This is a genomic window from Mycolicibacterium vinylchloridicum (assembly GCF_013404075.1).
Classification (GTDB): Bacteria; Actinomycetota; Actinomycetes; order Mycobacteriales; family Mycobacteriaceae; genus Mycobacterium; species Mycobacterium vinylchloridicum.
On the sequence record NZ_JACBJQ010000022.1, the window covers coordinates 39,327 to 60,915 of the forward strand.

Consider the following 21,589-nt stretch of genomic DNA (forward strand, 5'->3'; position numbering starts at 1 on the left):
AGGGTGAGCACCCGATGACCAATGCCCTGCGGCCCCGCACCACCCCGGCGCTGAGCCTGCCGACGCTGGCCGCCCGGGTCGGCGCGGTACCCGCCGCCGGCGGTGTCGCGCCCGCGGTCCGCGTCACCGGCGTCACCCTCCGCGGCCAGGACGCACTGGCCGGTGACCTGTTCGCCGCGCTGCCCGGCTCGTCGTCGCACGGCGCCAGTTACGCCAGGGACGCGATCGAGAACGGCGCCGTCGCGGTGTTCACCGACGCCGAAGGGCTGGCGGTCATTCACCGCACGCTCGGCGAATCCGCGCCCGTCCCGATCCTCGTGCATCCGGCTCCGCGCGCGGTGCTCGGTGAACTCGCCGCTGCGGTCTACGGGCACCCCTCGGACCGTGTGGTGGTGCTGGGGGTCACCGGCACGTCCGGCAAGACCACCACGACCCACCTGATCGAGGCCGGCCTGACCTCGGCCGACCGTACTCCCGGCCTGATCGGCACCGTGGGTGTGCGGATCGCCGGGGCCGACGTGCCAAGTGCGCTGACCACCCCGGAAGCCCCGGCCCTGCAGGCATTGCTGGCCGTGATGGCCGAGCGCGGCGTCGACACCGCCGTCATGGAGGTCTCCAGCCACGCCCTCGAACTCGGCCGTACCGACGGCATCCGGTTCGCCGCGGGCGGTTTCACCAACTTGAGCCGCGACCACCTCGACTTCCACCCCACGATGGCGGCCTACTTCGAGGCCAAGGCCCGGCTGTTCGACCCGGCCTCGCCCGCGCACGCCGCCGTCTCGGTGATCTGTGTCGACGACGACGCTGGCCGCGACATGGCCCGGCGCGCCACCGATGCAGTCACGGTGTCCGCCGCCGGCCACCCCGCGAACTGGCGGGCCGAGGACGTCGTGGTGCTCGACGGCGGCGCGCAGGAGTTCACCGCGGTCGACCCCGCCGGTGTGCACCACCGGCTGCGGATCCGGCTGCCCGGCCGCTACAACGTCGCCAACGCGCTGCTGGCGCTGGCCATGCTCGACGCTGTCGGGGTGTCGCCTGAGCAGGCTGCACCCGGCCTGCGCGACGCGTCGGTGCCGGGCCGGCTGGAACCCGTCGAACGAGGCCAGGACTTTCTCGCCGTCGTCGACTACGCCCACAAGCCCGGTGCGCTGCAGGCGGTGTTGGAGACCCTCAAGCCGGCCCAAGGCCGGCTCGCGGTGGTGTTCGGTGCGGGTGGTGACCGCGACCCCGGCAAGCGAGAACCCATGGGCCGCATCGCCGCTGAGCTCGCCGACCTCGTCGTCGTCACCGACGACAACCCCCGAAACGAAGCCCCGGCGAGCATCCGGGCCGCGATCGTGGCCGGCGCCGGAGGTGCCGACGGCGCTGAAGTCGTCGAGATCTCCGACCGGCGCGCGGCGATCCGGCACGCCGTGGCCTGGGCCCGCGCCGGGGACGTCGTGGTGATTGCGGGCAAGGGCCACGAGAAGGGTCAGACCGCCGGCGGGCAGACCCGTCCGTTCGACGATCGTGAGGAGCTCGCCGCCGCCCTCGACGAGCGGGGAGCGGCCCGGTGATCGCCCTGACCGTCGCCCAGATCGCCGAGATCGTCGGGGGAACGCTCGCCGATATCAGCGCTGGCGAGGCGGCCTCGCGCACCGTCACCGGAACCGTCGAGTTCGACTCGCGTGCCGTCACCGCGGGCAGTCTGTTCCTGGCGCTGCCCGGTGCCCGCACCGACGGCCATGACTTCGCCAAGGCCGCGATCGAGGCGGGTGCCGCCGCGGTGCTCGCGGCGCGGCCGGTCGGGGTGCCCGCGATCGTGGTACCGGCCGCAACGGCCACCGATGCGCATGCCGGGGTTCTCGAACACGACGTCGACGGCTCCGGTGCGGCCGTGCTGGCTGCACTGGCGAAGTTGGCCGCCGCCGTCGCCGCCGAACTGGTCGCGGGCGGGCTGACGATCGTCGGGGTCACCGGATCGTCAGGCAAGACCTCGACCAAGGATCTGATCGCCGCGGTGCTGCGCCCGCTGGGCGAAGTCGTCGCCCCGCCGGGCTCGTTCAACAACGAGCTGGGTCACCCGTGGACCGTGCTGCGGGCGACCGAGGCCACCGACTATCTGGTGCTGGAGATGTCGGCCCGGCATCCCGGCAATATCGCCGCGCTGGCGGCCATCGCCCCGCCGTCGATCGCGGTCGTGCTCAACGTCGGCACCGCTCATCTTGGCGAGTTCGGCTCCCGCGAGGTCATCGCGGCCACGAAAGGTGAACTGGCAGAAGCAGTTCCGTCTTCGGGGGTGGTGATCCTCAACGCCGATGACCCGATGGTGGCGGCGATGTCCACCAGGACCGCGGCGCGGGTGGTGCGGGTAGGGCAGTCCGCGGCGGCCGACGTTCGCGCCGTGGATGTCGAACTCGACGAGCTGGCCCGGCCCCGCTTCACGCTGGTCTCCGCGGCGGGCTCCGCCGCTGTGCAGCTGGCCGTGCACGGCGAACACCAGGTCGGCAACGCGTGCAGCGCGGCCGCGGTGGCACTGGAATGCGGGGCAACACCCGAACAGGTGGCCGCTGCGTTGGCCGCCGCGGGCCCGGCGTCGCGGCACCGCATGGAGGTGCACACCCGCGCCGACGGCGTGACCGTCGTCAACGACGCCTACAACGCGAACCCGGACTCGATGAAGGCCGGCCTGCAGGCCCTGGCGGTGATGGCGCGCTCCGGTGAGCGCAGGCGCAGTTGGGCCGTGCTCGGCGAGATGGCGGAGCTGGGGGACTCCTCGATAACCGAGCATGATCGTGTCGGTCGACTCGCCGTGCGCTTAGATATCAGTCGACTCGTCGTCGTCGGAACCGGGAGGCCCATGAACGCCATGCACCACGGGGCGGTCATGGAGGGATCCTGGGGTTCGGAATCCACCATGGTCGACGACGCCGACGCCGCCCTGGAACTGCTGCGCGCCGAGCTGGAGCCCGGTGATGTCGTGTTGGTCAAGGCATCGAACTCGGCGGGCCTGGGGAAGCTGGCCGAAGCCCTGCTGGGCGACGCCGAGTCGACGATGCGGCCGAGGAACGAGGCCGAGGAGGAGCGAGGCAATCGGGGCGACGCCTCATGAGACTGATCCTGATCGCCGTCGGCATCTCGCTGGCGGTGTCGATCCTGCTGACTCCGGCGCTCATCCGGCTGTTCACCCGCCAGGGCCTCGGCCACGAGATCCGTGAGGACGGCCCGCCGAGCCACAAGACCAAACGCGGCACCCCGTCGATGGGCGGCGTCGCGATCCTGGCCGGCATCTGGGCCGGGTATTTCGGCACCCACCTGGTCGGCGTCGCGCTCGACGGGGACGGCCCGTCGGCCTCCGGGCTGCTGGTGCTCGGCCTGGGCACCGCGCTGGGTGCGGTCGGTTTCGTCGACGACCTGATCAAGATCCGCCGCTCGCGCAACCTCGGCCTGAACAAGACCGCGAAAACGGTCGGCCAGCTCACCGCCGCCGTGCTGTTCGGCATCCTCGTGCTGCAGTTCCGCAATGCCGACGGCCTGACGCCGGGCAGCCCGGAGCTGTCCTACGTACGCGAGATCGCCACCGTCACACTGAGCTCCGGTGTGTTCGTGCTGTTCTGCGTGGTCATCGTCAGCGCCTGGTCCAATGCGGTGAACTTCACCGACGGCCTCGACGGGCTGGCCGGCGGAAGTATGGCCATGGTCAGTGCCGCCTATGTGCTGATCACGTTCTGGCAGTACCGCAATGCCTGCGCCACCGCGCCGGGGCTGGGCTGCTACAACGTCCGCGACCCGCTGGATCTGGCGGTGCTGGCCGCCGCGACCGCCGGGGCGTGCATCGGCTTCCTGTGGTGGAATGCCGCGCCCGCGAAGATCTTCATGGGCGACACCGGATCGCTGGCGCTGGGCGGCATGATCGCCGGGCTGTCGGTCACCAGCCGCACCGAGGTGCTGGCCGTCGTGCTGGGTGCGCTGTTCGTCGCCGAGGTCACCTCGGTGGTGGTGCAGATCCTCGCGTTCCGGACCACCGGGCGCCGAGTGTTCCGGATGGCGCCGTTCCACCACCACTTCGAGCTGGTCGGCTGGGCCGAGACGACGGTGATCATCCGGTTCTGGCTGCTCACCGCGATCGCCTGCGGGCTCGGGGTGGCCTTGTTCTACGGCGAGTGGCTGTCGGCCATCGGGGCCTGAGGTGCATCCCGGTCTGGCCGAGCTGACCCCGGGGGCGCAGGTCCTGGTGACCGGCGCCGGTATCACCGGACGTGCGGTGGTCGCCGCCCTGGCGTCCTGGGATATCCGCATTCGGGTCTGCGACGACAATGCCGATTCTCTGAAAGCGTTGGCGGCCAACGGTATTCAAACCGTCACGCCGGCCGAGGCGGTAGCCGGGATCGGCGACTATGCCCTGGTGGTCACCAGCCCGGGCTTCCCGCCGACCGCGCCGGTGCTGGCCGCCGCGGCGGGGGCCGGGATCCCGATCTGGGGTGACGTCGAGCTGGCCTGGCGCCTGGATGCGGCCGGCCACTACGGGCCGCCGCGGCGTTGGCTGGTGGTCACCGGCACCAACGGCAAGACCACCACCACCTCGATGCTGCACGCGATGCTGGTCGCCGACGGCCGCCGCGCGGTGCTGTGCGGCAACATCGGCGACCCGGTGCTCGACGTGCTGGCCGAGCCGGCCGACGTACTGGCCGTGGAATTGTCCAGCTTCCAGCTGTTCTGGGCGCCGTCACTGCGCCCGGAGGCGGGCGCGGTGCTCAACGTCGCCGAAGACCATCTCGACTGGCACGGCTCGATGGATGCTTACGCCGCTGCCAAAGCCCGCGCGCTCGACGGCCGGGTCGCGGTCGTCGGACTCGATGACCCGGTTGCGGCCGGCCTTTTGCCGAATGCCGCCGCGGCGGTCAAGACCGGCTTCCGGCTCGGCGAGCCGGGTGCCGGCGAGCTCGGGGTCCGCCACGGCATGCTCGTCGATCGGGCCTTCGCCGCCGATCTCGACCTCGCGCCCGTGGCCTCGATCCCGGTCGCCGGCCCGGTCGGCATCCTCGACGCGCTCGGCGCGGCCGCGCTGGCCCGCGCGGTCGGCGTCGCACCCGCCTCGATCGCCGACGCTCTGGCCCACTTCCAGGTCGGCCGCCACCGCGCCGAACGGGTCGCCGTCGTCGACGGCGTCACCTACGTCGACGACTCCAAGGCCACCAACCCGCATGCTGCGCAGGCTTCGCTGCTGGCTTACGAGCGGGTGGTGTGGGTGGCCGGTGGCCTGCTGAAAGGCGCGTCGGTCGACGAGATGGTCATCCGCGTCGCGAACCGGCTGGTCGGGGCGGTGCTGATCGGCCGGGACCGGGCCGTGGTTGCCGACGCGTTATCGCGACACGCGCCCGATGTCCCCGTCATCCAGGTTGTGACGCGGGAGGATGCTGTGGTGCATGAGACCAATGAGTCAGGCGTTACTCATGAGACTCGCGTGGTCGACGCCTCCGCGCCAGGCCTGGGTGCCCGGGTGATGACCGAGGTCGTCGCCGCCGCGGCCACGCTGGCCCGAACCGGGGACACCGTGCTGCTGGCTCCCGCCGGCGCCTCGTTCGACCAGTTTGCCGGCTACGCCGACCGTGGTGACACGTTCGCCGCCGCCGTGCGCGCCGCGGCCCGGTAGCCGCCGTGGCCAAGATGCTGTCCCGGCTGCGGCGACGCGGCACGGCGGACACCCCGGATACCGCAGACTCAGCCGAGGCGGCCGACGCCGACGTCGCCGACGAGGGCATCGACGTCGCGGCCGATACCGAAGTCGCCACCGAACCCGTCGCGGCCCCCGAGGCAACCGCGAAATCCCGGTTCGCGGTTCCGCGCAAGTTCGGTGCCTGGCTCGGGCGGCCGATGACGTCGTTCCACCTGATCATCTCGGTGTCCGCGCTACTGGTCACGCTCGGTCTGACCATGGTGCTGTCCGCGTCGGGGGTGCATTCCTACGACGAGGACGGCTCACCCTGGGCGATCTTCGCCCGCCAGGTGCTGTGGACCGTTGTTGGTCTGGTCGGATTCTGGATCGCGCTGCGGGTCCGGGTCAGTTTCCTGCGCAACACGGCGTTCTCCGCATTCGCCGTCACGATCGTGCTGCTGGTGCTGGTGCTGATCCCCGGTATCGGCCACGAATCCAACGGCACCCGAGGCTGGTTCGTCGTCGCCGGGCTGTCCATGCAACCCTCCGAGCTGACGAAGATCGCCTTCGCCATCTGGGGCGCGCACATCCTGGCCACCCGGCGCATGGAGCGGGCGTCGCTGCGCGAGATGCTGATCCCGTTGATTCCCGCCGCGGTCGTCGCGCTGGTGCTGATAGTCGCCCAGCCCGACCTCGGGCAGACGGTGTCGCTGGGCATCATCCTGCTGGCCCTGCTCTGGTACGCGGGCCTGCCACTGAAGGTGTTCGTCAGCTCCCTGCTGGCCGCGGTCGGCGCGGCCGCCGTGCTGGCGATCTCGGAGGGCTACCGCTCCGACCGGGTGCGGTCGTGGCTGGACCCTTCCGCTGACGCGCAGGGGTCGGGGTATCAGGCCCGCCAGGCCAAGTTCGCGCTGGCCAACGGCGGTGTCTTCGGCGACGGGCTGGGCCAGGGCACCGCGAAATGGAACTATCTGCCCAACGCGCACAACGACTTCATCTTCGCGATCATCGGCGAGGAACTCGGCTTCGTCGGCGCGTTCGGACTGCTGGCGCTGTTCGGGCTGTTCGCCTATACCGGGATGCGGATCGCCCGGCGCTCGGCCGACCCGTTCCTGCGGCTGCTGACCGCCGCCGCCACCATGTGGGTCATCGGCCAGGTCTTCATCAACGTCGGCTATGTCATCGGCCTGCTGCCCGTCACCGGCATCCAGCTCCCTTTGATCTCGGCTGGCGGAACATCAACGGCCACAACACTATTCATGATCGGACTGATGGCCAACGCGGCCCGTCACGAACCCGAGGCGGTGGCCGCGCTGCGCGCCGGCCGCGAAGACCGGATGAACCGGATCCTGCGACTGCCGCTGCCCGAGGCCTACGTGCCGTCCCGGGTGGAGGCGCTGCGTGACCGGCTGCGGGCCAAGCCGGGGGAGAAGTCCGCTAAGGCCGTCAAACCCGCCAAGCCGGCCGCCCGGAAGCCCGCCAAGAAACCGGCCCGACAAACCCAATCCACCCGCGACCGTGCCGCTCTACCTGCCAAAACCCGGACGGCCCAGCGACCCACCCGGCGCTCAGGGCATCATGGTGACGCTCCGCGCAACAGCGCGCAGCATCCGCATGAGGGAAGCAGTCGCGCACGGCGGTCCCGCGCTTTGGAAGGTCAACGTTACGGGTGAGTGGTTCGGTGTCGGTCGTCCTTGCCGGTGGAGGCACCGCCGGACATGTCGAACCGGCCATGGCGGTTGCCGATGCGTTGAGGGCGCTGGACGCGGACATCCGGATCACTGCGCTGGGCACCCCGCGTGGACTGGAGACCCGGCTGGTGCCTGACCGGGGCTACGACCTGGAGCTCATCACGCCCGTGCCACTGCCGCGCAAGCTCAATGGGGACCTCGTGCGCCTGCCCATGCGGGTGCGCCGCGCGGTGCGCGAAACCCGGGCCGTGCTCGACGGCGTCGACGCCGACGTGGTGATCGGCTTCGGCGGCTACGTGGCACTGCCGGCCTATCTGGCCGCCCGCGGCGGGCCGGTGCACCGGCGCCGGGTGCCGGTCGTCGTCCACGAGGCCAATGCCAGTGCCGGGCTGGCCAATCGGGTCGGCGCACGCACGGCCCGGCGAGTGCTTTCGGCGGTGTCCGATTCGGGACTGCGGCGTGCCGAGGTGGTCGGCATGCCGGTGCGGGCGTCGATCACGTCCCTGGATCGCGTCGCATTGCGGGCCAAGGCCCGCGAGTATTTCGGCTTCGCCGACGACGCCCTGGTGCTGCTGGTGTTCGGCGGTTCGCAGGGTGCGGCCTCGATCAACCGCGCCGTGGCGGCTGCCGCCGAAGACCTTGCCGCCGCGGGTATTTCGGTGTTGCACGCCCACGGCCCCAAGAACACCCTCGACCTGCCTGCGCCCAAACCCGGTGACCCGCCGTACGTGGGGGTCCCCTACCTGGACCGGATGGACCTGGCCTACGCCGCCGCCGACCTGGCGATCTGCCGGTCGGGGGCGATGACGGTGGCCGAGGTGTCCGCCGTCGGACTGCCCGCGGTCTACGTGCCGCTGCCGATCGGCAACGGCGAGCAACGGCTCAACGCGCTGCCGGTGGTCAACCCCGGCGGTGGACTGCTGGTCGAGGACTCCGCACTGAACCGCGAATACGTTGCTCGCGAGGTGGCCGGCCTGCTCACCGACGGCCGGCGGCTGCAGGCGATGACGGCCGCCGCCGCACTGGTCGGCCATCGCGACGCGGCACAGCGGGTCGCCGAGGTGGCCCTCGAGGTCGCCAGAAAGGGCCGGCGATGAACGCGCTGCCACCCGAACTGCAGCGGGTGCACATGGTCGGCATCGGCGGCGCCGGGATGTCCGGGATCGCCCGGATCCTGCTCGACCGTGGCGGCCTGGTGTCGGGTTCCGACGCCAAGGAGTCCCGCGGGGTGGTGGCATTGCGCGCGCGGGGCGCGGCGATCAGCATCGGCCACGACGCGGCCAACCTGGACCTGCTGCCCGGCGGTGCGACCGCGGTGATCACCACCCACGCCGCGATCCCGAAGACCAACCCCGAGCTGGTCGAGGCTCGCAGGCGCGCGATCCCGGTGATCCTGCGGCCGGTGGTGCTGGCCAAGCTGATGGCGGGCTATCGCACCCTGATGGTGACCGGCACGCACGGCAAGACCACGACGACCTCGATGCTCATCGTCGCGTTGCAGCACGCCGGGCTGGATCCGTCGTTCGCCGTCGGCGGCGATCTGGGGGAGGCGGGCACCAACGCGCACAACGGAAGTGGTGACTGCTTCGTCGCCGAGGCTGACGAGAGCGACGGCTCGCTGCTGGAATACACCCCCGACGTGGCGGTGGTGACCAATATCGAGGCCGATCATCTGGATTTCTTCGGCAGTGCCGAGGCATACAGTGCGGTGTTCGACGCGTTCGTCGAGCGGCTGTCGCCCGGCGGCGCGCTGGTGGCGTGTGTGGACGATCCTGGCGCGGCCGCGCTCGCGGAACGCAGCGCGGCCCTTGGGGTTCGGGTGCTGCGTTATGGCGAGGGCGAGGGCGGTGAGTTGGCCGGTGCGCTGGTCGGCTGGGAACAGCACGGCACCGGCGCGGTGGCCACCGTCCAGCTGGCCGGCGAGGCACACCAGCGGGTGATGCGGCTGGCGGTGCCGGGTAAGCACATGGCGCTCAACGCGCTGGCCGCGCTGCTGGCCGCTGTCGAGGGTGGCGCCCCCGTCGACGAAGTGCTCGACGGGCTGGCCGGCTTCGAGGGGGTGCGGCGGCGGTTCGAGCTGGTCGGCACGGCCGCCGAGGTGCGGGTCTTCGACGACTACGCTCATCACCCGACCGAAGTCAAAGCCGCGCTGACCGCGCTGCGGGCGATCGCGCAACAGGATCGCACCGGTCACCCGACCAAGACGGGGGCGCGCAGCATCGTCGTGTTCCAGCCGCATTTGTATTCGCGGACAAAGACTTTCGCGCGTGAGTTCGGTCATGCCCTGGGTATCGCCGACGAGGTGTTCGTGCTCGACGTGTACGCCGCGCGCGAGCAGCCGATGGCCGGAGTCAGCGGGGCATCGGTGGCCGAGCATGTCAGTGTGCCGGTCCACTACATTCCTGACTTCTCGGCGGTGGCTGCGCAGGTGGCCGCCGCGGCCCGGCCGGGCGACGTCGTGGTCACCATGGGTGCCGGCGATGTGACGATGCTCGGCCAGGAGATCCTGGCGGCGTTGCATGCCAAGGCGAATCGATGAGCGAGGATGAGGCCGGGGGGCCGCCGGAGGCGCCCCCCGAGGACCCGCCAATCCTGCCCAAACCGACAGATGGCAGCGAAAGTGCGAGTGACGGCGTGCCGAACGTCGAGCTCGACGAGAAGGACCTCGACGAGAAGGACAAAGAGGGCCCCCGCATGCGGGAGCGCCGCGAGCGCGCCGAGCGCCGCGCCGCGCAGGCCCGCGCCACCGCGATCGAAGATGCCCGCCGCGAGGCCAAGCGAAAGGTTCGCGGCCAGACCGTCGATGCCCCGAAAGCGTTGGGCCGCAGCGCAGTTCGCGGTCTGAAGCTGCTCACCTGGCTGATCGTGCTCACGATCGTCAGCGTTGCGCTGGGTCTGATCCTCTATTTCACCCCGGTCATGTCGGCGCGTTCGCTGGTGATCACCGGCATCGGTGCGATCACCCGGGACGAGGTCATCGACGCGGCGAAGGTCAAAATCGGCACCCCGCTGCTGCAGATCAATACCGACCACGTGGCCGACCGGGTGGCCGGTATCCGGCGGGTCGCCAGCGCGCGTGTGCAGCGGGAGTATCCGTCGACGCTGCGGATCACGATCGTCGAGCGGATCCCGATCGTGGTGAAGGACTATCCCGACGGCCCGCACCTGTTCGACCGCGACGGGGTGGATTTCGCGACCGCGCCGCCGCCGCCCGGGCTGCCCTACATCGACGTCGACCACCCCGGTCCGAGCGATCCGCCGACCCGGGCCGCGCTCGAGGTGATGACGGCGCTGCGCCCGGAGGTGGTGGCTCAGGTCAGCCGGGTGGCCGCGCCGTCGGTGGCGTCGGTGACGCTGACGCTGACCGACGGCCGCACGGTGGTGTGGGGGACCACCGACCGCACCGAGGAGAAGGCCGAGAAGCTGGCCGCGCTACTGACTCAGCCGGGCAAGGTCTACGACGTCTCCAGCCCGGACCTGCCGACCGTCAAGTGAGGCTCGGGCGCCCGCGACAAATTCGCCCGACGACACGTCGGCGCGCCTCCCACATCCAGCACCGACCGGCCATACCGTTCTGGTTGCACGGCGCTACTTGACATAACTCTAAGTCTCTGGTTGAGGTTTAGGGTTTGCCGGAAGAGTCGTAGAGACCCGATCCCCACCTGGGAGGAAGACAGACGATGACCCCCCCGCATAACTACCTCGCCGTTATCAAGGTCGTTGGCATCGGCGGCGGCGGCGTCAACGCCGTCAACCGAATGATCGAGCAGGGACTCAAGGGTGTGGAGTTCATCGCGATCAACACCGACGCCCAGGCGCTGTTGATGAGCGACGCCGACGTGAAACTCGACGTCGGCCGCGACTCCACCCGTGGTCTGGGCGCCGGCGCCGACCCGGAGGTCGGCCGAAAGGCGGCCGAGGACGCCAAGGACGAGATCGAGGAGCTGCTTCGCGGCGCCGACATGGTGTTCGTCACCGCCGGTGAGGGCGGCGGCACCGGCACCGGCGGTGCACCGGTGGTGGCGACCATCGCCCGTAAGCTCGGCGCCCTGACCGTCGGTGTGGTCACCCGGCCGTTCTCCTTCGAGGGCAAGCGCCGCTCGAACCAGGCCGAGGCCGGGATCCAGTCGCTGCGGGAGAGCTGCGACACCCTGATCGTCATCCCCAACGACCGGCTGCTGCAGATGGGCGACGCCCAGGTCTCGTTGATGGACGCCTTCCGCAGCGCAGACGAGGTGCTGCTCAACGGCGTGCAGGGGATCACCGACCTGATCACCACCCCGGGCCTGATCAACGTCGACTTCGCCGACGTCAAGGGCGTGATGAGCGGCGCGGGCACGGCCCTGATGGGCATCGGTTCGGCCCGTGGTGACGGCCGTGCGCTCAAGGCCGCCGAGATCGCCATCAACTCGCCGCTGCTCGAGGCCTCGATGGAAGGCGCCCAGGGAGTACTGCTCTCGGTGGCCGGCGGCAGCGACCTCGGTCTGTTCGAGATCAACGAGGCCGCTTCGCTGGTGCAGGACGCCGCACATCAGGACGCCAACATCATCTTCGGCACGGTCATCGACGACTCGCTCGGTGACGAGGTCCGGGTCACCGTCATCGCCGCCGGCTTCGACTCGGCCAGCCCGAGCCGCAAGCCCGTCGTCGGGGCGCCGACCACCGGCGCCCAGCCCATCGCACCCGGTGCGGCGGGCAAGCTCAGCTCCTCGCTGTTCGACCCGATCGACGCCGCCAGCGTGCCGGCGCACACCAACGGCGCGACGGTGAGCATCGGTGGCGGCGACGACGGCGGTATCTCCGACGACGACGTCGACGTGCCGCCGTTCATGCGGCACTGACGTTCCCCGCACTGCCGGGATACTGGGCTTGTGACAGTCATCCGCCGCGTGACCACCACCCGCGCCGGTGGCGTCTCGGCGCCGCCGTTCGACACCTTCAATCTCGGTGACCACGTCGGCGACGACCCGAAGGCGGTTGCGGCCAATCGCGCCCGACTGGCCGCCGCGATCGGTCTCGCCGACGACCACGTGATCTGGATGAACCAGGTGCACAGCGCCAACGTCGCGCTCGTCGACGAACCCCGCACCGACGCCGTCGACGACACCGACGCCCTGGTGACCACCACCCCGCGGCTGGCCCTGGCGGTGGTGACCGCCGATTGTGTGCCGGTGCTGATGGCCGACGCCCGCGCCGGCGTGGTGGCGGCCGTGCATGCCGGTCGGGTGGGGGCCGCCGACGGCGTGGTGCTGCGGACCCTGGAGACCATGGTGGCCAACGGCGCGCACACGCACGACATCTCGGTCCTGCTGGGCCCGGCCGTCAGTGGCGCCAACTATGAGGTGCCCGCCGAGATGGCCGCGGAGGTCGAAGGCCGCCTGCCCGGCAGCCGCACCCGGACCGCGAAGGGCACGCCGGGGTTGGATCTGCGGGCAGGCATCGCCCGCCAACTGATCGACGCCGGTGTGCGCGCCATCGACGCCGACCCGCGGTGCACGGTGGCCGACACGAATTTGTTCAGCCATCGACGGGATGCCCCGACCGGTCGGCTGGCCTGTCTGGTCTGGATGGAATGACGGTCGCGGCAGGCAGGGAAACCGATCTCGCGACCGCCCTGGCCGCGTTGCGGGACCGGCTTTCGGACGCCGCCCGGGCCGCCGACCGCGACGTCGACGACGTCGAGCTACTGCCCATCACCAAGTTCTTCCCCGCCTCCGACGTCGCGATCCTGTGGCGGCTGGGCTGCCGGGCCTTCGGCGAATCCCGCGAGCAGGAGGCCTCGGCCAAGATCGCGGAGTTCGGCGAGCTCACCGGCGCCTCGGACGTGCGCTGGGACATGGTCGGCCAGATTCAGAGCAATAAGGCCAAAGCCGTTGCGGCATGGGCGGATAGGGTGCACTCGCTCAGCACCGCCAAGGTGGCCGCCGCACTGGATCGCGGTGCTGCGCGCGCCATGGAAGAAGGCAGCCGCACCGCACCCGTGCAGGTGTTCGTCCAGATCAGCCTCGACGGGGACACCTCGCGCGGCGGCGTCGACGTCGGCGATCCCGCGGCGGTAGACACCCTGTGCGCGCAGGTGGCCGGCGCCGCGGCGTTGCGGCTGGCCGGGTTGATGGCCATCCCGCCGCTGGGCGCCGACCCCGACACCGCGTTCGCGGCGCTGGCCGCCGAGCACCGGCGGATATTGCAGAACCACCCCGATGCGACAGAGCTGTCGGCGGGGATGTCCGGTGACCTGGAAGCCGCGGTGCGACACGGTTCGACGTGTGTGCGTGTCGGAACCGCGCTTATGGGACAACGTCCTCTAACGTCTCCCTGAGTAGTCACTCCAGTCACATCTTCATCACAGACACCGAACTTCACGCATTCAGAAGGGTCCAGCGATGAGCACTCTCCACAAGGTCAAGGCCTACTTCGGCATGGCGCCTTCGGACGATTACGACGACGAGTACTACGACGACGATGACCGCGGCGCTCATCGCGGCTACTCCCGCCGCGAGCGCTTCGCCGATGACGAGTACGACCGTCCGGGCCGCTACGACGACCCGCGGCTGGCTCGTGAGTACGAGGATCTCCGGGACCCGCGCGAGGCCGACTACGCGCCGACGGGTGGCTTCCGTGCCCAGTACGGTGACGAGCCGCGGTTCCGCCCGCGCGAGTTCGACCACCCGCACGACATGCCGCGGGCGTCCCGCTTCGGCTCGCTGCGCGGCTCGACCCGCGGCGCACTGGCGATGGACCCGCGCCGGATGGCCGAGCTCTTCGAGGCCGGCAGCCCGTTGTCGAAGATCACCACGCTGCGGCCCAAGGACTACAGCGAGGCCCGCACGATCGGTGAGCGCTTCCGCGACGGCCAGCCCGTGATCATGGACCTCGTCTCGATGGACAACGCCGACGCCAAGCGGCTGGTCGACTTCGCCGCCGGTCTGGCATTCGCCCTGCGTGGGTCCTTCGACAAGGTGGCCACCAAGGTGTTCCTGCTCTCGCCGGCCGACGTCGACGTCAGCGCCGAGGAGCGTCGGCGGATCGCGGAGGCGGGCTTCTACAGCTACCAGTGAGCGGCCTGACGGCTCCTGTTCCGGAGTAGTAGGTAGGCTGACGGCGTCGCGCTGGCGCAATCCAGCGATGTCGTCAATGTCACATCCGCTGTTGATTAAGGGCCGGCTCTAGTTGTCGCTGTTCTTCGAAATCCTTGGCTTCGCGCTGTTCGTCTTCTGGCTGCTGCTGATCGCCCGGGTCGTCGTCGAGTTCATCCGCTCGTTCAGCCGAGATTGGCATCCGCGTGGGCTCACCGTGGTGATCCTCGAGCTGATCATGACCGTCACCGACCCACCGGTGAAGCTGTTACGTCGGCTTATCCCACAGTTGACGATCGGCGCCGTCCGGTTTGACCTGTCGATCATGGTGCTGCTGCTGGTCGCCTTCATCGGGATGCAGCTGGCATTCGGCGCGGCGGCATGAGAGCGGCAAGCTACCCCAGGAGGCCGCGAAATGCGATTAGCCACGCCGTGGAAGCGGTATCTGAAAAATTGAAATTAGCTCTTAATTAGGCAACCGGCGGTTCTGGTGTGACAGGATGGACGCCAGTTACAGTACGGAACGAACGCTGGACGCGTTCTACAACTTTGCAACCGGTTTGACCGCCCAGACCCGAGGGGGCAGATGATGCCGCTTACACCGGCCGACGTGCACAATGTGGCATTCAGCAAGCCGCCCATCGGCAAGCGAGGCTACAACGAGGACGAGGTCGACGCCTTCCTCGATCTGGTGGAGAACGAGCTGACCCGACTCATCGAGGAGAACTCCGATCTGCGTCAGCGGGTCGCCGAGCTCGACCAGGAGCTGGGTGCCGCCCGCTCCGGGGGCGCCGTGCCGCAGCCCACCCAGGCGATTCCGCTGTACAAGCCCGAGCCGGAACCGGAGCCCACACCGGCTCCCGCTCCCGCCCCGCAGGCGGCCCCGGCGCCGAGCCCGGCTGCCAGCGAGGAGCAGGCCATCAAGGCGGCTCGCGTGCTGGCCCTGGCCCAGGACACCGCCGACCGGTTGACCGGCACCGCTAAGGCCGAGGCTGACAAGCTGCTCGCCGATGCCCGCGCCAATGCCGACCAGATCGTTTCGGAGGCCCGCCACACCGCGGAGACCACGGTCGCCGACGCCAAGCAGCGCGCGGACGCCATGCTCAGCGATGCGCAGACCCGGTCGGAGACCCAGCTGCGGCAGGCGCAGGAGAAGGCCGACGCCCTGCAGGCCGATGCCGAGCGCAAGCACACCGAGATCATGGGCACCATCAACCAGCAGCGCACTGTCCTCGAGGGACGGCTGGAGCAGCTGCGGACGTTCGAGCGTGAATACCGCACGCGGCTCAAGACCTACCTGGAGTCTCAGCTCGAAGAGCTCGGGCAGCGCGGTTCGGCCGCGCCGGTCGATTCCGGTGCCAACAACGACGCCGGCGGGTTCAACCAGTTCAACCGGGGCAATAACTAAGCTCCTGTCGGACTGGAGGGTTGATCGATGCTGATCGTTGCGCTGGTACTGGCGGTGATCGGCCTCGCGGCCCTGGTCACGGCCGTCGTCACCAGCAATGAGCTCGTGGCGTGGGTGTGCATTGCGGCCAGCGTGATCGGCGTCATCCTGCTGATCGTCGACGCGATCCGGGAACGGCAGCATCGCCGCGTCGATGACGCCGAGCCCGTGACGGCGGCGGTGGCCAGCCAAAACATCGCCGAATCCATGGAGTCCTCGGCCACGGCCGAGACCACCGCCTATGCCGACACCGACGAGACGGTCGACTCCACGTATTCGACGTTCGACGCCGACTATCCCGATGACGAGGCGGTCGCCGCGGAACAGGCCGAGGAACAGGCCGAGGAGCCTGCCGAAGCGGAGTCCGAGGCCGAACCCGAGCCCGAACCCGAAGCCGATCCCGAACCCGAGGCCGAATCAGGGCCCGAAGAGGAGAAACCGGACGAGTCCGGCTCACGCTGATTGCGCTCTTCACCGGGTTGGGGCCCATATTCAGTTTCTGCCCGTACGGGTAAAGGAGCAGCATGGGCATCCAATTCGCCAGCGTCATCGACCATCCCATCGACGAGGTGTTCGCCTGGCACACCCGACCCGGTGCCATGCGGCGGCTGATTCCGCCGTGGCAACCGATGCATGTCGTCACCGAGACCGAATCACTGGCCGACGGCCGCGCGGTCCTCGGCCTGCCTGGCGGGCTGCGGTGGATCGCGCGGCACGATCCGGCCGGCTTCGACCCGCCGCATCAGTTCGTCGACGTGCTGTCCTCGGACGGCCTGATGACCCTGCCGCCGCGGATCATCGGGTGGTGGCGGCACACCCACCGATTCAGCGAAGCGGGTCCGGGTGCGACGGAAGTGCGCGACGAGGTCGACACCACGGTGCCCGGTGCGGCACTGCGCGCGACCTTCGTCTACCGGCATCGCCAGCTCGCCGACGATCTCGCTGCTCACCGGGACGCCGCGCAGGCGGGTGCCAGTGGGCTGGCCGTGGCGATCACCGGCTCGTCCGGACTGGTCGGAACCGCGCTGACCGCCCTGCTGAGCACCGGTGGGCACCGGGTGATCCGGCTGGTCCGCAACGATCCCGTCCGGCCCGATGAACGACGTTGGGATCCAAGCCATCCCGCTGCCGACCTGTTCGAGGGGATCGATGCCGTCATTCATCTGGCGGGCGCTTCGATCGCCGGGCGGTTCACCGAGGCCCATCGCCGCGCGATCCGCGACTCACGGATCGGACCGACCCGGCGGCTGGCCGAAGTGGCCGCCGCGACGGCCGGGTTGCGCGCGTTCGTCAGTGCCTCGGCGGTCGGGATCTACGGGTACGACCGCGGGGACGCGGTCCTGTGCGAGGACAGTGCCCGCGGCGACGGTTTCCTGGCTGATGTGGTCTCCGACTGGGAGGCGGCCACCGAACCGGCGGCCCGCGCCGGGGTCCGCACCGTGTGCGTGCGCACCGGCATCGTGCAGTCCGCCCGCGGGGGCACCCTGCGGCTGATGCGGCCGCTGTTCGGCGCAGGCCTGGGAGGCCGGCTGGGCAGCGGCCAGCAGTGGCTGTCCTGGATCGGTCTGGACGATCTGCTCGACATCTATTACCGGGCGGCCTACGACGACAGGCTCACCGGGCCGGTCAATGCCGTTGCGCCAAACCCGGTGCGCAACAACGCATATACCGAGGCGCTGGCGGCCACGCTGCACCGCCCTGCGGTAATACCCGTGCCGTCGATCGGCCCGCGAATCCTGCTCGGCAGACAGGGTGCCCGCGAATTGGCCGAGGCCGATCAGCGCGTGCTGCCCACCAAACTGCAGACCCTGGGACACCGATTCCGCCAGCCGACGATCTCCGAGGCTCTGGCTCACCAATTGGGCCACGGTTCCTAGCCCGGGTTGATCTGCGCAGCCCCCCGCCACGAGTGCAGGCTGCGCAGCAGCGGGCTCTTCTTGTACTCGTGGCCGGCCATCCGGCCCAGGATGTCGTCGAGGGTGACCACCGCGTCGGCGATGTACGGCCCCTTGTTGAGCATCACGCACTCGGCGCGTTCGGCCATTGCCGCATCACTGATTTCGGCGCGTGACGGCCGCCCGGTGGTGGCCAGCTGTTCGAGCACCTGGGTTGCCCAGATCACCGGCAGGTGGGCCGCCTCGCACAGCCACAGCGTCTCCTCCTGCAGCTCGGCCATCCGCTCGTAGCCCGTCTCCACCGCCAGATCCCCGCGGGCGATCATCACTCCGATCCGGCGGCGGCGCATCGCGGTGAGCAACAACTGCGGCAGATGTTCGAAGGCCTGGCGGGTTTCGATTTTGAGCACCACGCCGAGATCGTGGTCGCCGAGGCGGTCCAGCTCATCGAACAGACGGATGACGTCGGCGGGTTCCCGGACGAACGAGAACTGGACGAAGTCGGCCAGCTCGACCACCATGGCCAGATCGGCCAGGTCCTTGTCGGTCAGTGCCGAGATGGGCAGATCGGTATCCGGTACGTTGATCCCCTTGCCGGAGCGCAGCTTTGCCGTGCCGTGCGGGGGATGGTCGATGCGGACATCGATGCTGTCGGCGGCCACGTCGATCACCTCCCCGCCGATCTTGCCGTCGTCGAAGAAGATCCGTTCACCGACTTCGGCGTTGTCGAAGACCTCGGGCAACGTGCATCCGATCCTGGGCGCCCGGTCGTCGTCGACCGGGGCCGGCGAGCAGTCGCGGGTCACGCGCACGACGTCACCGGCGGCCAGCCGGATGGCCTGCTCGACGGCGGGCAGTTCACCGACCTCGGTGGTGTCTTTGCCGCCGGTGGCCTTCACCACGGTTCCGGTGCCCACATAGGTCGTCTTCTCGGTGGTGACGACGAAGCCCCCGGGGGCGGCCGCGGCGAGCAGCAACCGCCGCTTCGATCCGCGGGTGTCGCGCAGTACGAGCTCGTCACCCTCGGTGCGGCGGGCCAGCCACTCGGGGTCGACCGGAAGAGTGATCAAGCCGGGTTCAGGCGGACGGCCCGGCCGTTTCGCCGATGTCAGCCATCCGCGGGCGGCCGCCACCACCTGACCATGCGCGTTGCGGGTCGGCCGCAGGCGCACCACCTGCGGGCCCGGTTCCAATGGGCCGGTGCGTAGCTTGGGCCCGCTCAGGTCCATCGCCACCAGGCAGGGGCGTCCGGCGGCCGCGGCGGCCGAACGGACGTTGGCGGCCATGGCTTTCCAGGCCGTCGGGTCGTCGTGCGCGCAGTTGATCCGGGCGATCCGCATCCCGGCATCGACGAGCGTGGCCACCAGGGCGGCATCGGCGGCGGCCTCCGAAGGCAGGGTGACCATGATCCGCGCCGCCCGGTCTTCGGCGGTCGGGCCGAGCAGTTCGACGGCATTGCGCTGAAGCAGCTGTGTGCCCTGGGTGACAGCCACGCAAGGACCTTCGGCCGGCGCCCAGCCGTGGCCGCGCATCGCTGCGATCGCGGCTGACACCAATTGCAGGGTCGCCTGCACGTGGGCCTCACTGCGACCCAGCGAAGACAGCCCGAAACCGGTCAGCCGTTCCTGAAGATCGCGGAGGTCGGCCTGGCGCAACGCCCAATAGTGCACCAAATTAATTGCACTGCAATGATTTTCGGTGTCGACCGGAGCCGTCCATGGCCGCCATCTGGCCTCGGCATCAGCAAGGGTGGACAGCAGAGCGTCGACTTCGCTCTGTAACCGGTCCAGTTGTTGCGCGGCGGCGGACATGGCGGGAACGCTAGTCATCTCAAGTTGCGAGTAGGTGAACGGTTGGGTGCGGGTAAAGGGCCGGCTGAATCGGCCCTACTTCGCGGGGCGCACCGGCGGTGCGTCGTCGGGGGCCAGTTCTGCACCGATCTGCCGGAACAGCGTGTCGGCCTCGTTGGCGTAGTCGCCCTGCCCGTCGAAGGCGTCCTGGTCGTAGGTGACGGCAACGGCGATGGCGATGCGGCGGCTGGGCAGGTAGGCCGCCAGGGCGGCGTACCCGGAGAACAGCGGATTCTGCAGCAGCCAGTTCCCGGAGATCACGATGCCCAATCCGTAAGTGTAGAAATCATTTAGGACCGCACACGTGGTACAGCCCGGCAGTGTGGTGGTCTTACCGCGCAGCGCTGTGGAGATCATCGCCCGATACGAGTCGCGGGACAGCAGCCGGCCCGAGCCGATCCCTTCGGCCGTCGCCGCCAGGTCGTAGATATCGGTGGTCTGGATCGCACCGTGGGTGATGGTCCATGACGGATTCCAGAACGTGGTCTCTTCGTAGAACGGTGTGCCGGCCGGGATGTGAAGGGCCTGGCGGCGTTCTGAGCTGAAGGCGTGGAGCACCGGCTCCGGGATATCGGGGGTGAACGAATTCGCCGTGTTGGTCAGGCCCAGCGGCCCGAGCACCTGCTGGTTCAGCAGCGTCGGCATGTCCTGGCCGGTCGCCTTCTCCAGCGCGAGGCCCAGCAGCACGTAGTTGGTGTGGGCGTAGTTCCAGTTCGTGCCCGGTTCGTAGAGCAGGGGCTTTCCGACGGCATACGTCAACAGCTGGTCGGTTGTCCACTGCCGGAACGGATCGCGGTAGAGCGCGGTGTTCATCGGTTCGTTGCCGATCACGTAATCGACGTAGCCCGACGTCATCTGTGCGAGCTGGCCCAGCGTGACCCGGTCCGAGTTGGGCACGTCGGGCAGCCATCGGGAGAGCTTGTCGTCGAGGCTGACCTTCTTTTCGTCGACGAGCCGCAGCAGCAGGGTGGCCACGTACGAGATCGCCACCGCCCCGTTGCGGAAATGCATCGCGGTGGTGGCGGGAACTCCGGTCATCGATTCGCCGTCGGCGCGGGTCACCACCTCCTTGCCATCGATCGTGACCCGCACGAGCACCGATCTGAGATGGGCCCGCGTCATGGTTTCGCGCACGATCGTCGCGATCGCGTCGGCCTTCGGTGAGGTGGTGGGGGTGGTCGTCGTCGGATTGTGCGGCGGCCCGCACGCGGTCAGCACCATCATCGCGGCCAGTGTGGCTGCGATGCCGGACCGGATCGGGCCCATGTCGGCCTAGCCGGCGACCTTGTCCAGGAAGCCGCGCACCAGTCGCCGGAGCCGGCGCGCGGCATCATCGACGTGGGTGGTGGTATCGGCCCGAAGGTCGTCGGCGCGCAGCCCGAGCTTGACCAGATCGCCGCCGCCGCGGTTGCGGTCGTCGTCGATCCACAGCTCCAGCAGTTTGTGGTCGAGTTCGGGGTGGAACTGCAGGCCCATCGCGCTGCCGTGGATGAAAGCCTGTGTGGCACAGCTATTTCGGGCGATTTCAACGGCATCCGGTGGGGGAGTGAACCGGTCGAAGTGCCACTGGAACCATGGACCGTCGTCCGGCACCAGATCGGGGTCGCTGCTGTTGACCCGGTGCCAGCCGACCTCCGGGGCAAGCGACCGCTGCACCGAACCGCCGAGCGCGGTGGCCACCAGCTGGCCGCCGAAGCACACCCCGAGCACGCCGACGCCCGCGTCGACCGCACGCCGCACGGTGTCGATCTCACCGGCCACCCATGGCAGCGTTTCGTCGTAGACCGACCACCGCGACCCCAGCGGCACGATCACGTCGTAGCGGGTCGGGTCGGGGAAAGTGACGTGGACGACCGGGTCGGACGCGCGCTTCGCCGGCACCACCTCGAATGTGTCGACGTCGAAACCGAGTTCGGTGAACGTCTCGCCGAGCAAAGCCTCGGGCGCGATCGGATCGTTGTAGATGAACAGGACCTGGCGGGGCACCTGAACACG

At 69.6% G+C, this 21,589-nt stretch carries 19 protein-coding genes; 16 read left to right on the forward strand and 3 right to left on the reverse strand.

Annotated elements, in window-relative coordinates:
* The first annotated feature begins 14 nt into the window (after positions 1-14).
* The 16 genes from HPC46_RS19060 (at position 15) to HPC46_RS19135 (ending at position 17,726) form a co-directional block, all read left to right on the forward strand.
* The gene (locus tag HPC46_RS19060; protein ID WP_179472711.1) at positions 15-1,556 is read left to right on the forward strand and encodes a UDP-N-acetylmuramoyl-L-alanyl-D-glutamate--2,6-diaminopimelate ligase; all 1,542 of its coding nucleotides are present in this window, start codon (positions 15-17) and stop codon (positions 1,554-1,556) included.
* Complete coding sequence (locus tag HPC46_RS19065; RefSeq protein ID WP_179472713.1) at positions 1,553-3,091, forward strand: UDP-N-acetylmuramoyl-tripeptide--D-alanyl-D-alanine ligase; 1,539 nt, start codon at positions 1,553-1,555, stop codon at positions 3,089-3,091. Before HPC46_RS19060 ends, HPC46_RS19065 begins: the two co-directional genes overlap by 4 nt.
* Positions 3,088-4,167: a phospho-N-acetylmuramoyl-pentapeptide-transferase gene (gene mraY / locus HPC46_RS19070; RefSeq protein WP_179472715.1), complete on the forward strand. Its 1,080-nt coding sequence runs from the start codon at positions 3,088-3,090 to the stop codon at positions 4,165-4,167. The genes HPC46_RS19065 and mraY overlap by 4 nt, the downstream gene beginning before the upstream one ends.
* Before the next feature lies 1 nt (position 4,168).
* Positions 4,169-5,632, forward strand: coding sequence for a UDP-N-acetylmuramoyl-L-alanine--D-glutamate ligase (gene murD, locus HPC46_RS19075; RefSeq protein ID WP_179472717.1), 1,464 nt, complete (start codon positions 4,169-4,171; stop codon positions 5,630-5,632).
* 14 nt (positions 5,633-5,646) lie between these two features.
* Positions 5,647-7,308, forward strand: a complete 1,662-nt coding sequence (ftsW, locus tag HPC46_RS19080; protein ID WP_179472850.1) for a putative lipid II flippase FtsW — start codon at positions 5,647-5,649, stop codon at positions 7,306-7,308.
* Entirely contained in the window at positions 7,305-8,423 is a 1,119-nt protein-coding gene (murG, locus tag HPC46_RS19085) for an undecaprenyldiphospho-muramoylpentapeptide beta-N-acetylglucosaminyltransferase (RefSeq protein ID WP_179472720.1), read from the forward strand. The genes ftsW and murG overlap by 4 nt, the downstream gene beginning before the upstream one ends.
* On the forward strand, positions 8,420-9,865 hold the full coding sequence (gene murC, locus HPC46_RS19090; protein WP_179472722.1) for a UDP-N-acetylmuramate--L-alanine ligase: 1,446 nt from the start codon (positions 8,420-8,422) through the stop codon (positions 9,863-9,865). The genes murG and murC overlap by 4 nt, the downstream gene beginning before the upstream one ends.
* Positions 9,862-10,821 carry a cell division protein FtsQ/DivIB gene (locus HPC46_RS19095; RefSeq protein WP_179472724.1) on the forward strand — a complete coding sequence of 320 codons (960 nt, stop codon included), beginning with the start codon at positions 9,862-9,864 and terminating at the stop codon, positions 10,819-10,821. Before murC ends, HPC46_RS19095 begins: the two co-directional genes overlap by 4 nt.
* A 185-nt stretch (positions 10,822-11,006) precedes the next feature.
* Entirely contained in the window at positions 11,007-12,167 is a 1,161-nt protein-coding gene (gene ftsZ, locus HPC46_RS19100) for a cell division protein FtsZ (protein WP_179472726.1), read from the forward strand.
* A 30-nt stretch (positions 12,168-12,197) separates the two neighbouring features.
* Positions 12,198-12,902 carry a peptidoglycan editing factor PgeF gene (pgeF, locus tag HPC46_RS19105; RefSeq protein ID WP_179472728.1) on the forward strand — a complete coding sequence of 235 codons (705 nt, stop codon included), beginning with the start codon at positions 12,198-12,200 and terminating at the stop codon, positions 12,900-12,902.
* Positions 12,899-13,645, forward strand: coding sequence for a YggS family pyridoxal phosphate-dependent enzyme (locus HPC46_RS19110; protein ID WP_179472730.1), 747 nt, complete (start codon positions 12,899-12,901; stop codon positions 13,643-13,645). The genes pgeF and HPC46_RS19110 overlap by 4 nt, the downstream gene beginning before the upstream one ends.
* A gap of 64 nt (positions 13,646-13,709) precedes the next feature.
* Positions 13,710-14,384: a cell division protein SepF gene (locus tag HPC46_RS19115; protein ID WP_005144501.1), complete on the forward strand. Its 675-nt coding sequence runs from the start codon at positions 13,710-13,712 to the stop codon at positions 14,382-14,384.
* Positions 14,385-14,496: 112 nt separating this feature from the next.
* A complete protein-coding gene (locus HPC46_RS19120; RefSeq protein WP_005144500.1) occupies positions 14,497-14,787 on the forward strand; it encodes a YggT family protein in 291 nt (96 codons plus the stop codon).
* A 204-nt stretch (positions 14,788-14,991) separates the two neighbouring features.
* Positions 14,992-15,810 carry a DivIVA-like cell division protein Wag31 gene (gene wag31, locus HPC46_RS19125; protein WP_179472732.1) on the forward strand — a complete coding sequence of 273 codons (819 nt, stop codon included), beginning with the start codon at positions 14,992-14,994 and terminating at the stop codon, positions 15,808-15,810.
* Between the two features lie 27 nt (positions 15,811-15,837).
* Entirely contained in the window at positions 15,838-16,311 is a 474-nt protein-coding gene (locus HPC46_RS19130) for a hypothetical protein (protein WP_179472734.1), read from the forward strand.
* A 62-nt stretch (positions 16,312-16,373) separates the two neighbouring features.
* Complete coding sequence (locus HPC46_RS19135; RefSeq protein ID WP_179472736.1) at positions 16,374-17,726, forward strand: TIGR01777 family oxidoreductase; 1,353 nt, start codon at positions 16,374-16,376, stop codon at positions 17,724-17,726.
* On the opposite strand, the gene HPC46_RS19140 is transcribed toward HPC46_RS19135, so the two are convergent.
* From HPC46_RS19140 to HPC46_RS19150, 3 genes are all read right to left on the reverse strand, one after another.
* A complete protein-coding gene (locus tag HPC46_RS19140; protein ID WP_233716501.1) occupies positions 17,723-19,555 on the reverse strand; it encodes a pyruvate kinase in 1,833 nt (610 codons plus the stop codon). The genes HPC46_RS19135 and HPC46_RS19140 overlap by 4 nt on opposite strands.
* A 75-nt stretch (positions 19,556-19,630) precedes the next feature.
* Positions 19,631-20,815, reverse strand: coding sequence for a serine hydrolase domain-containing protein (locus HPC46_RS19145; protein ID WP_407665528.1), 1,185 nt, complete (start codon positions 20,813-20,815; stop codon positions 19,631-19,633).
* 51 nt (positions 20,816-20,866) lie between these two features.
* Positions 20,867-21,580 carry a type 1 glutamine amidotransferase gene (locus HPC46_RS19150; protein ID WP_179472742.1) on the reverse strand — a complete coding sequence of 238 codons (714 nt, stop codon included), beginning with the start codon at positions 21,578-21,580 and terminating at the stop codon, positions 20,867-20,869.
* Positions 21,581-21,589: the final 9 nt, after the last annotated feature.

Bases quoted from the DNA above. Each gene is read 5' to 3' on its own strand.
- HPC46_RS19130 (WP_179472734.1), top strand. From the start codon at position 15,838: ATGCTGATCGTTGCGCTGGTACTGGCGGTGATCGGCCTCGCGGCCCTG.
- HPC46_RS19110 (WP_179472730.1), top strand. From the start codon at position 12,899: ATGACGGTCGCGGCAGGCAGGGAAACCGATCTCGCGACCGCCCTGGCC.
- HPC46_RS19060 (WP_179472711.1), top strand. From the start codon at position 15: ATGACCAATGCCCTGCGGCCCCGCACCACCCCGGCGCTGAGCCTGCCG.
- wag31 (WP_179472732.1), top strand. From the start codon at position 14,992: ATGCCGCTTACACCGGCCGACGTGCACAATGTGGCATTCAGCAAGCCG.
- murC (WP_179472722.1), top strand. From the start codon at position 8,420: ATGAACGCGCTGCCACCCGAACTGCAGCGGGTGCACATGGTCGGCATC.
- HPC46_RS19095 (WP_179472724.1), top strand. From the start codon at position 9,862: ATGAGCGAGGATGAGGCCGGGGGGCCGCCGGAGGCGCCCCCCGAGGAC.
- HPC46_RS19140 (WP_233716501.1), bottom strand. From the start codon at position 19,555: ATGTCCGCCGCCGCGCAACAACTGGACCGGTTACAGAGCGAAGTCGAC.
- ftsW (WP_179472850.1), top strand. From the start codon at position 5,647: ATGCTGTCCCGGCTGCGGCGACGCGGCACGGCGGACACCCCGGATACC.
- HPC46_RS19145 (WP_407665528.1), bottom strand. From the start codon at position 20,815: ATGGTGCTGACCGCGTGCGGGCCGCCGCACAATCCGACGACGACCACC.
- mraY (WP_179472715.1), top strand. From the start codon at position 3,088: ATGAGACTGATCCTGATCGCCGTCGGCATCTCGCTGGCGGTGTCGATC.
- ftsZ (WP_179472726.1), top strand. From the start codon at position 11,007: ATGACCCCCCCGCATAACTACCTCGCCGTTATCAAGGTCGTTGGCATC.
- HPC46_RS19115 (WP_005144501.1), top strand. From the start codon at position 13,710: ATGAGCACTCTCCACAAGGTCAAGGCCTACTTCGGCATGGCGCCTTCG.
- HPC46_RS19135 (WP_179472736.1), top strand. From the start codon at position 16,374: ATGGGCATCCAATTCGCCAGCGTCATCGACCATCCCATCGACGAGGTG.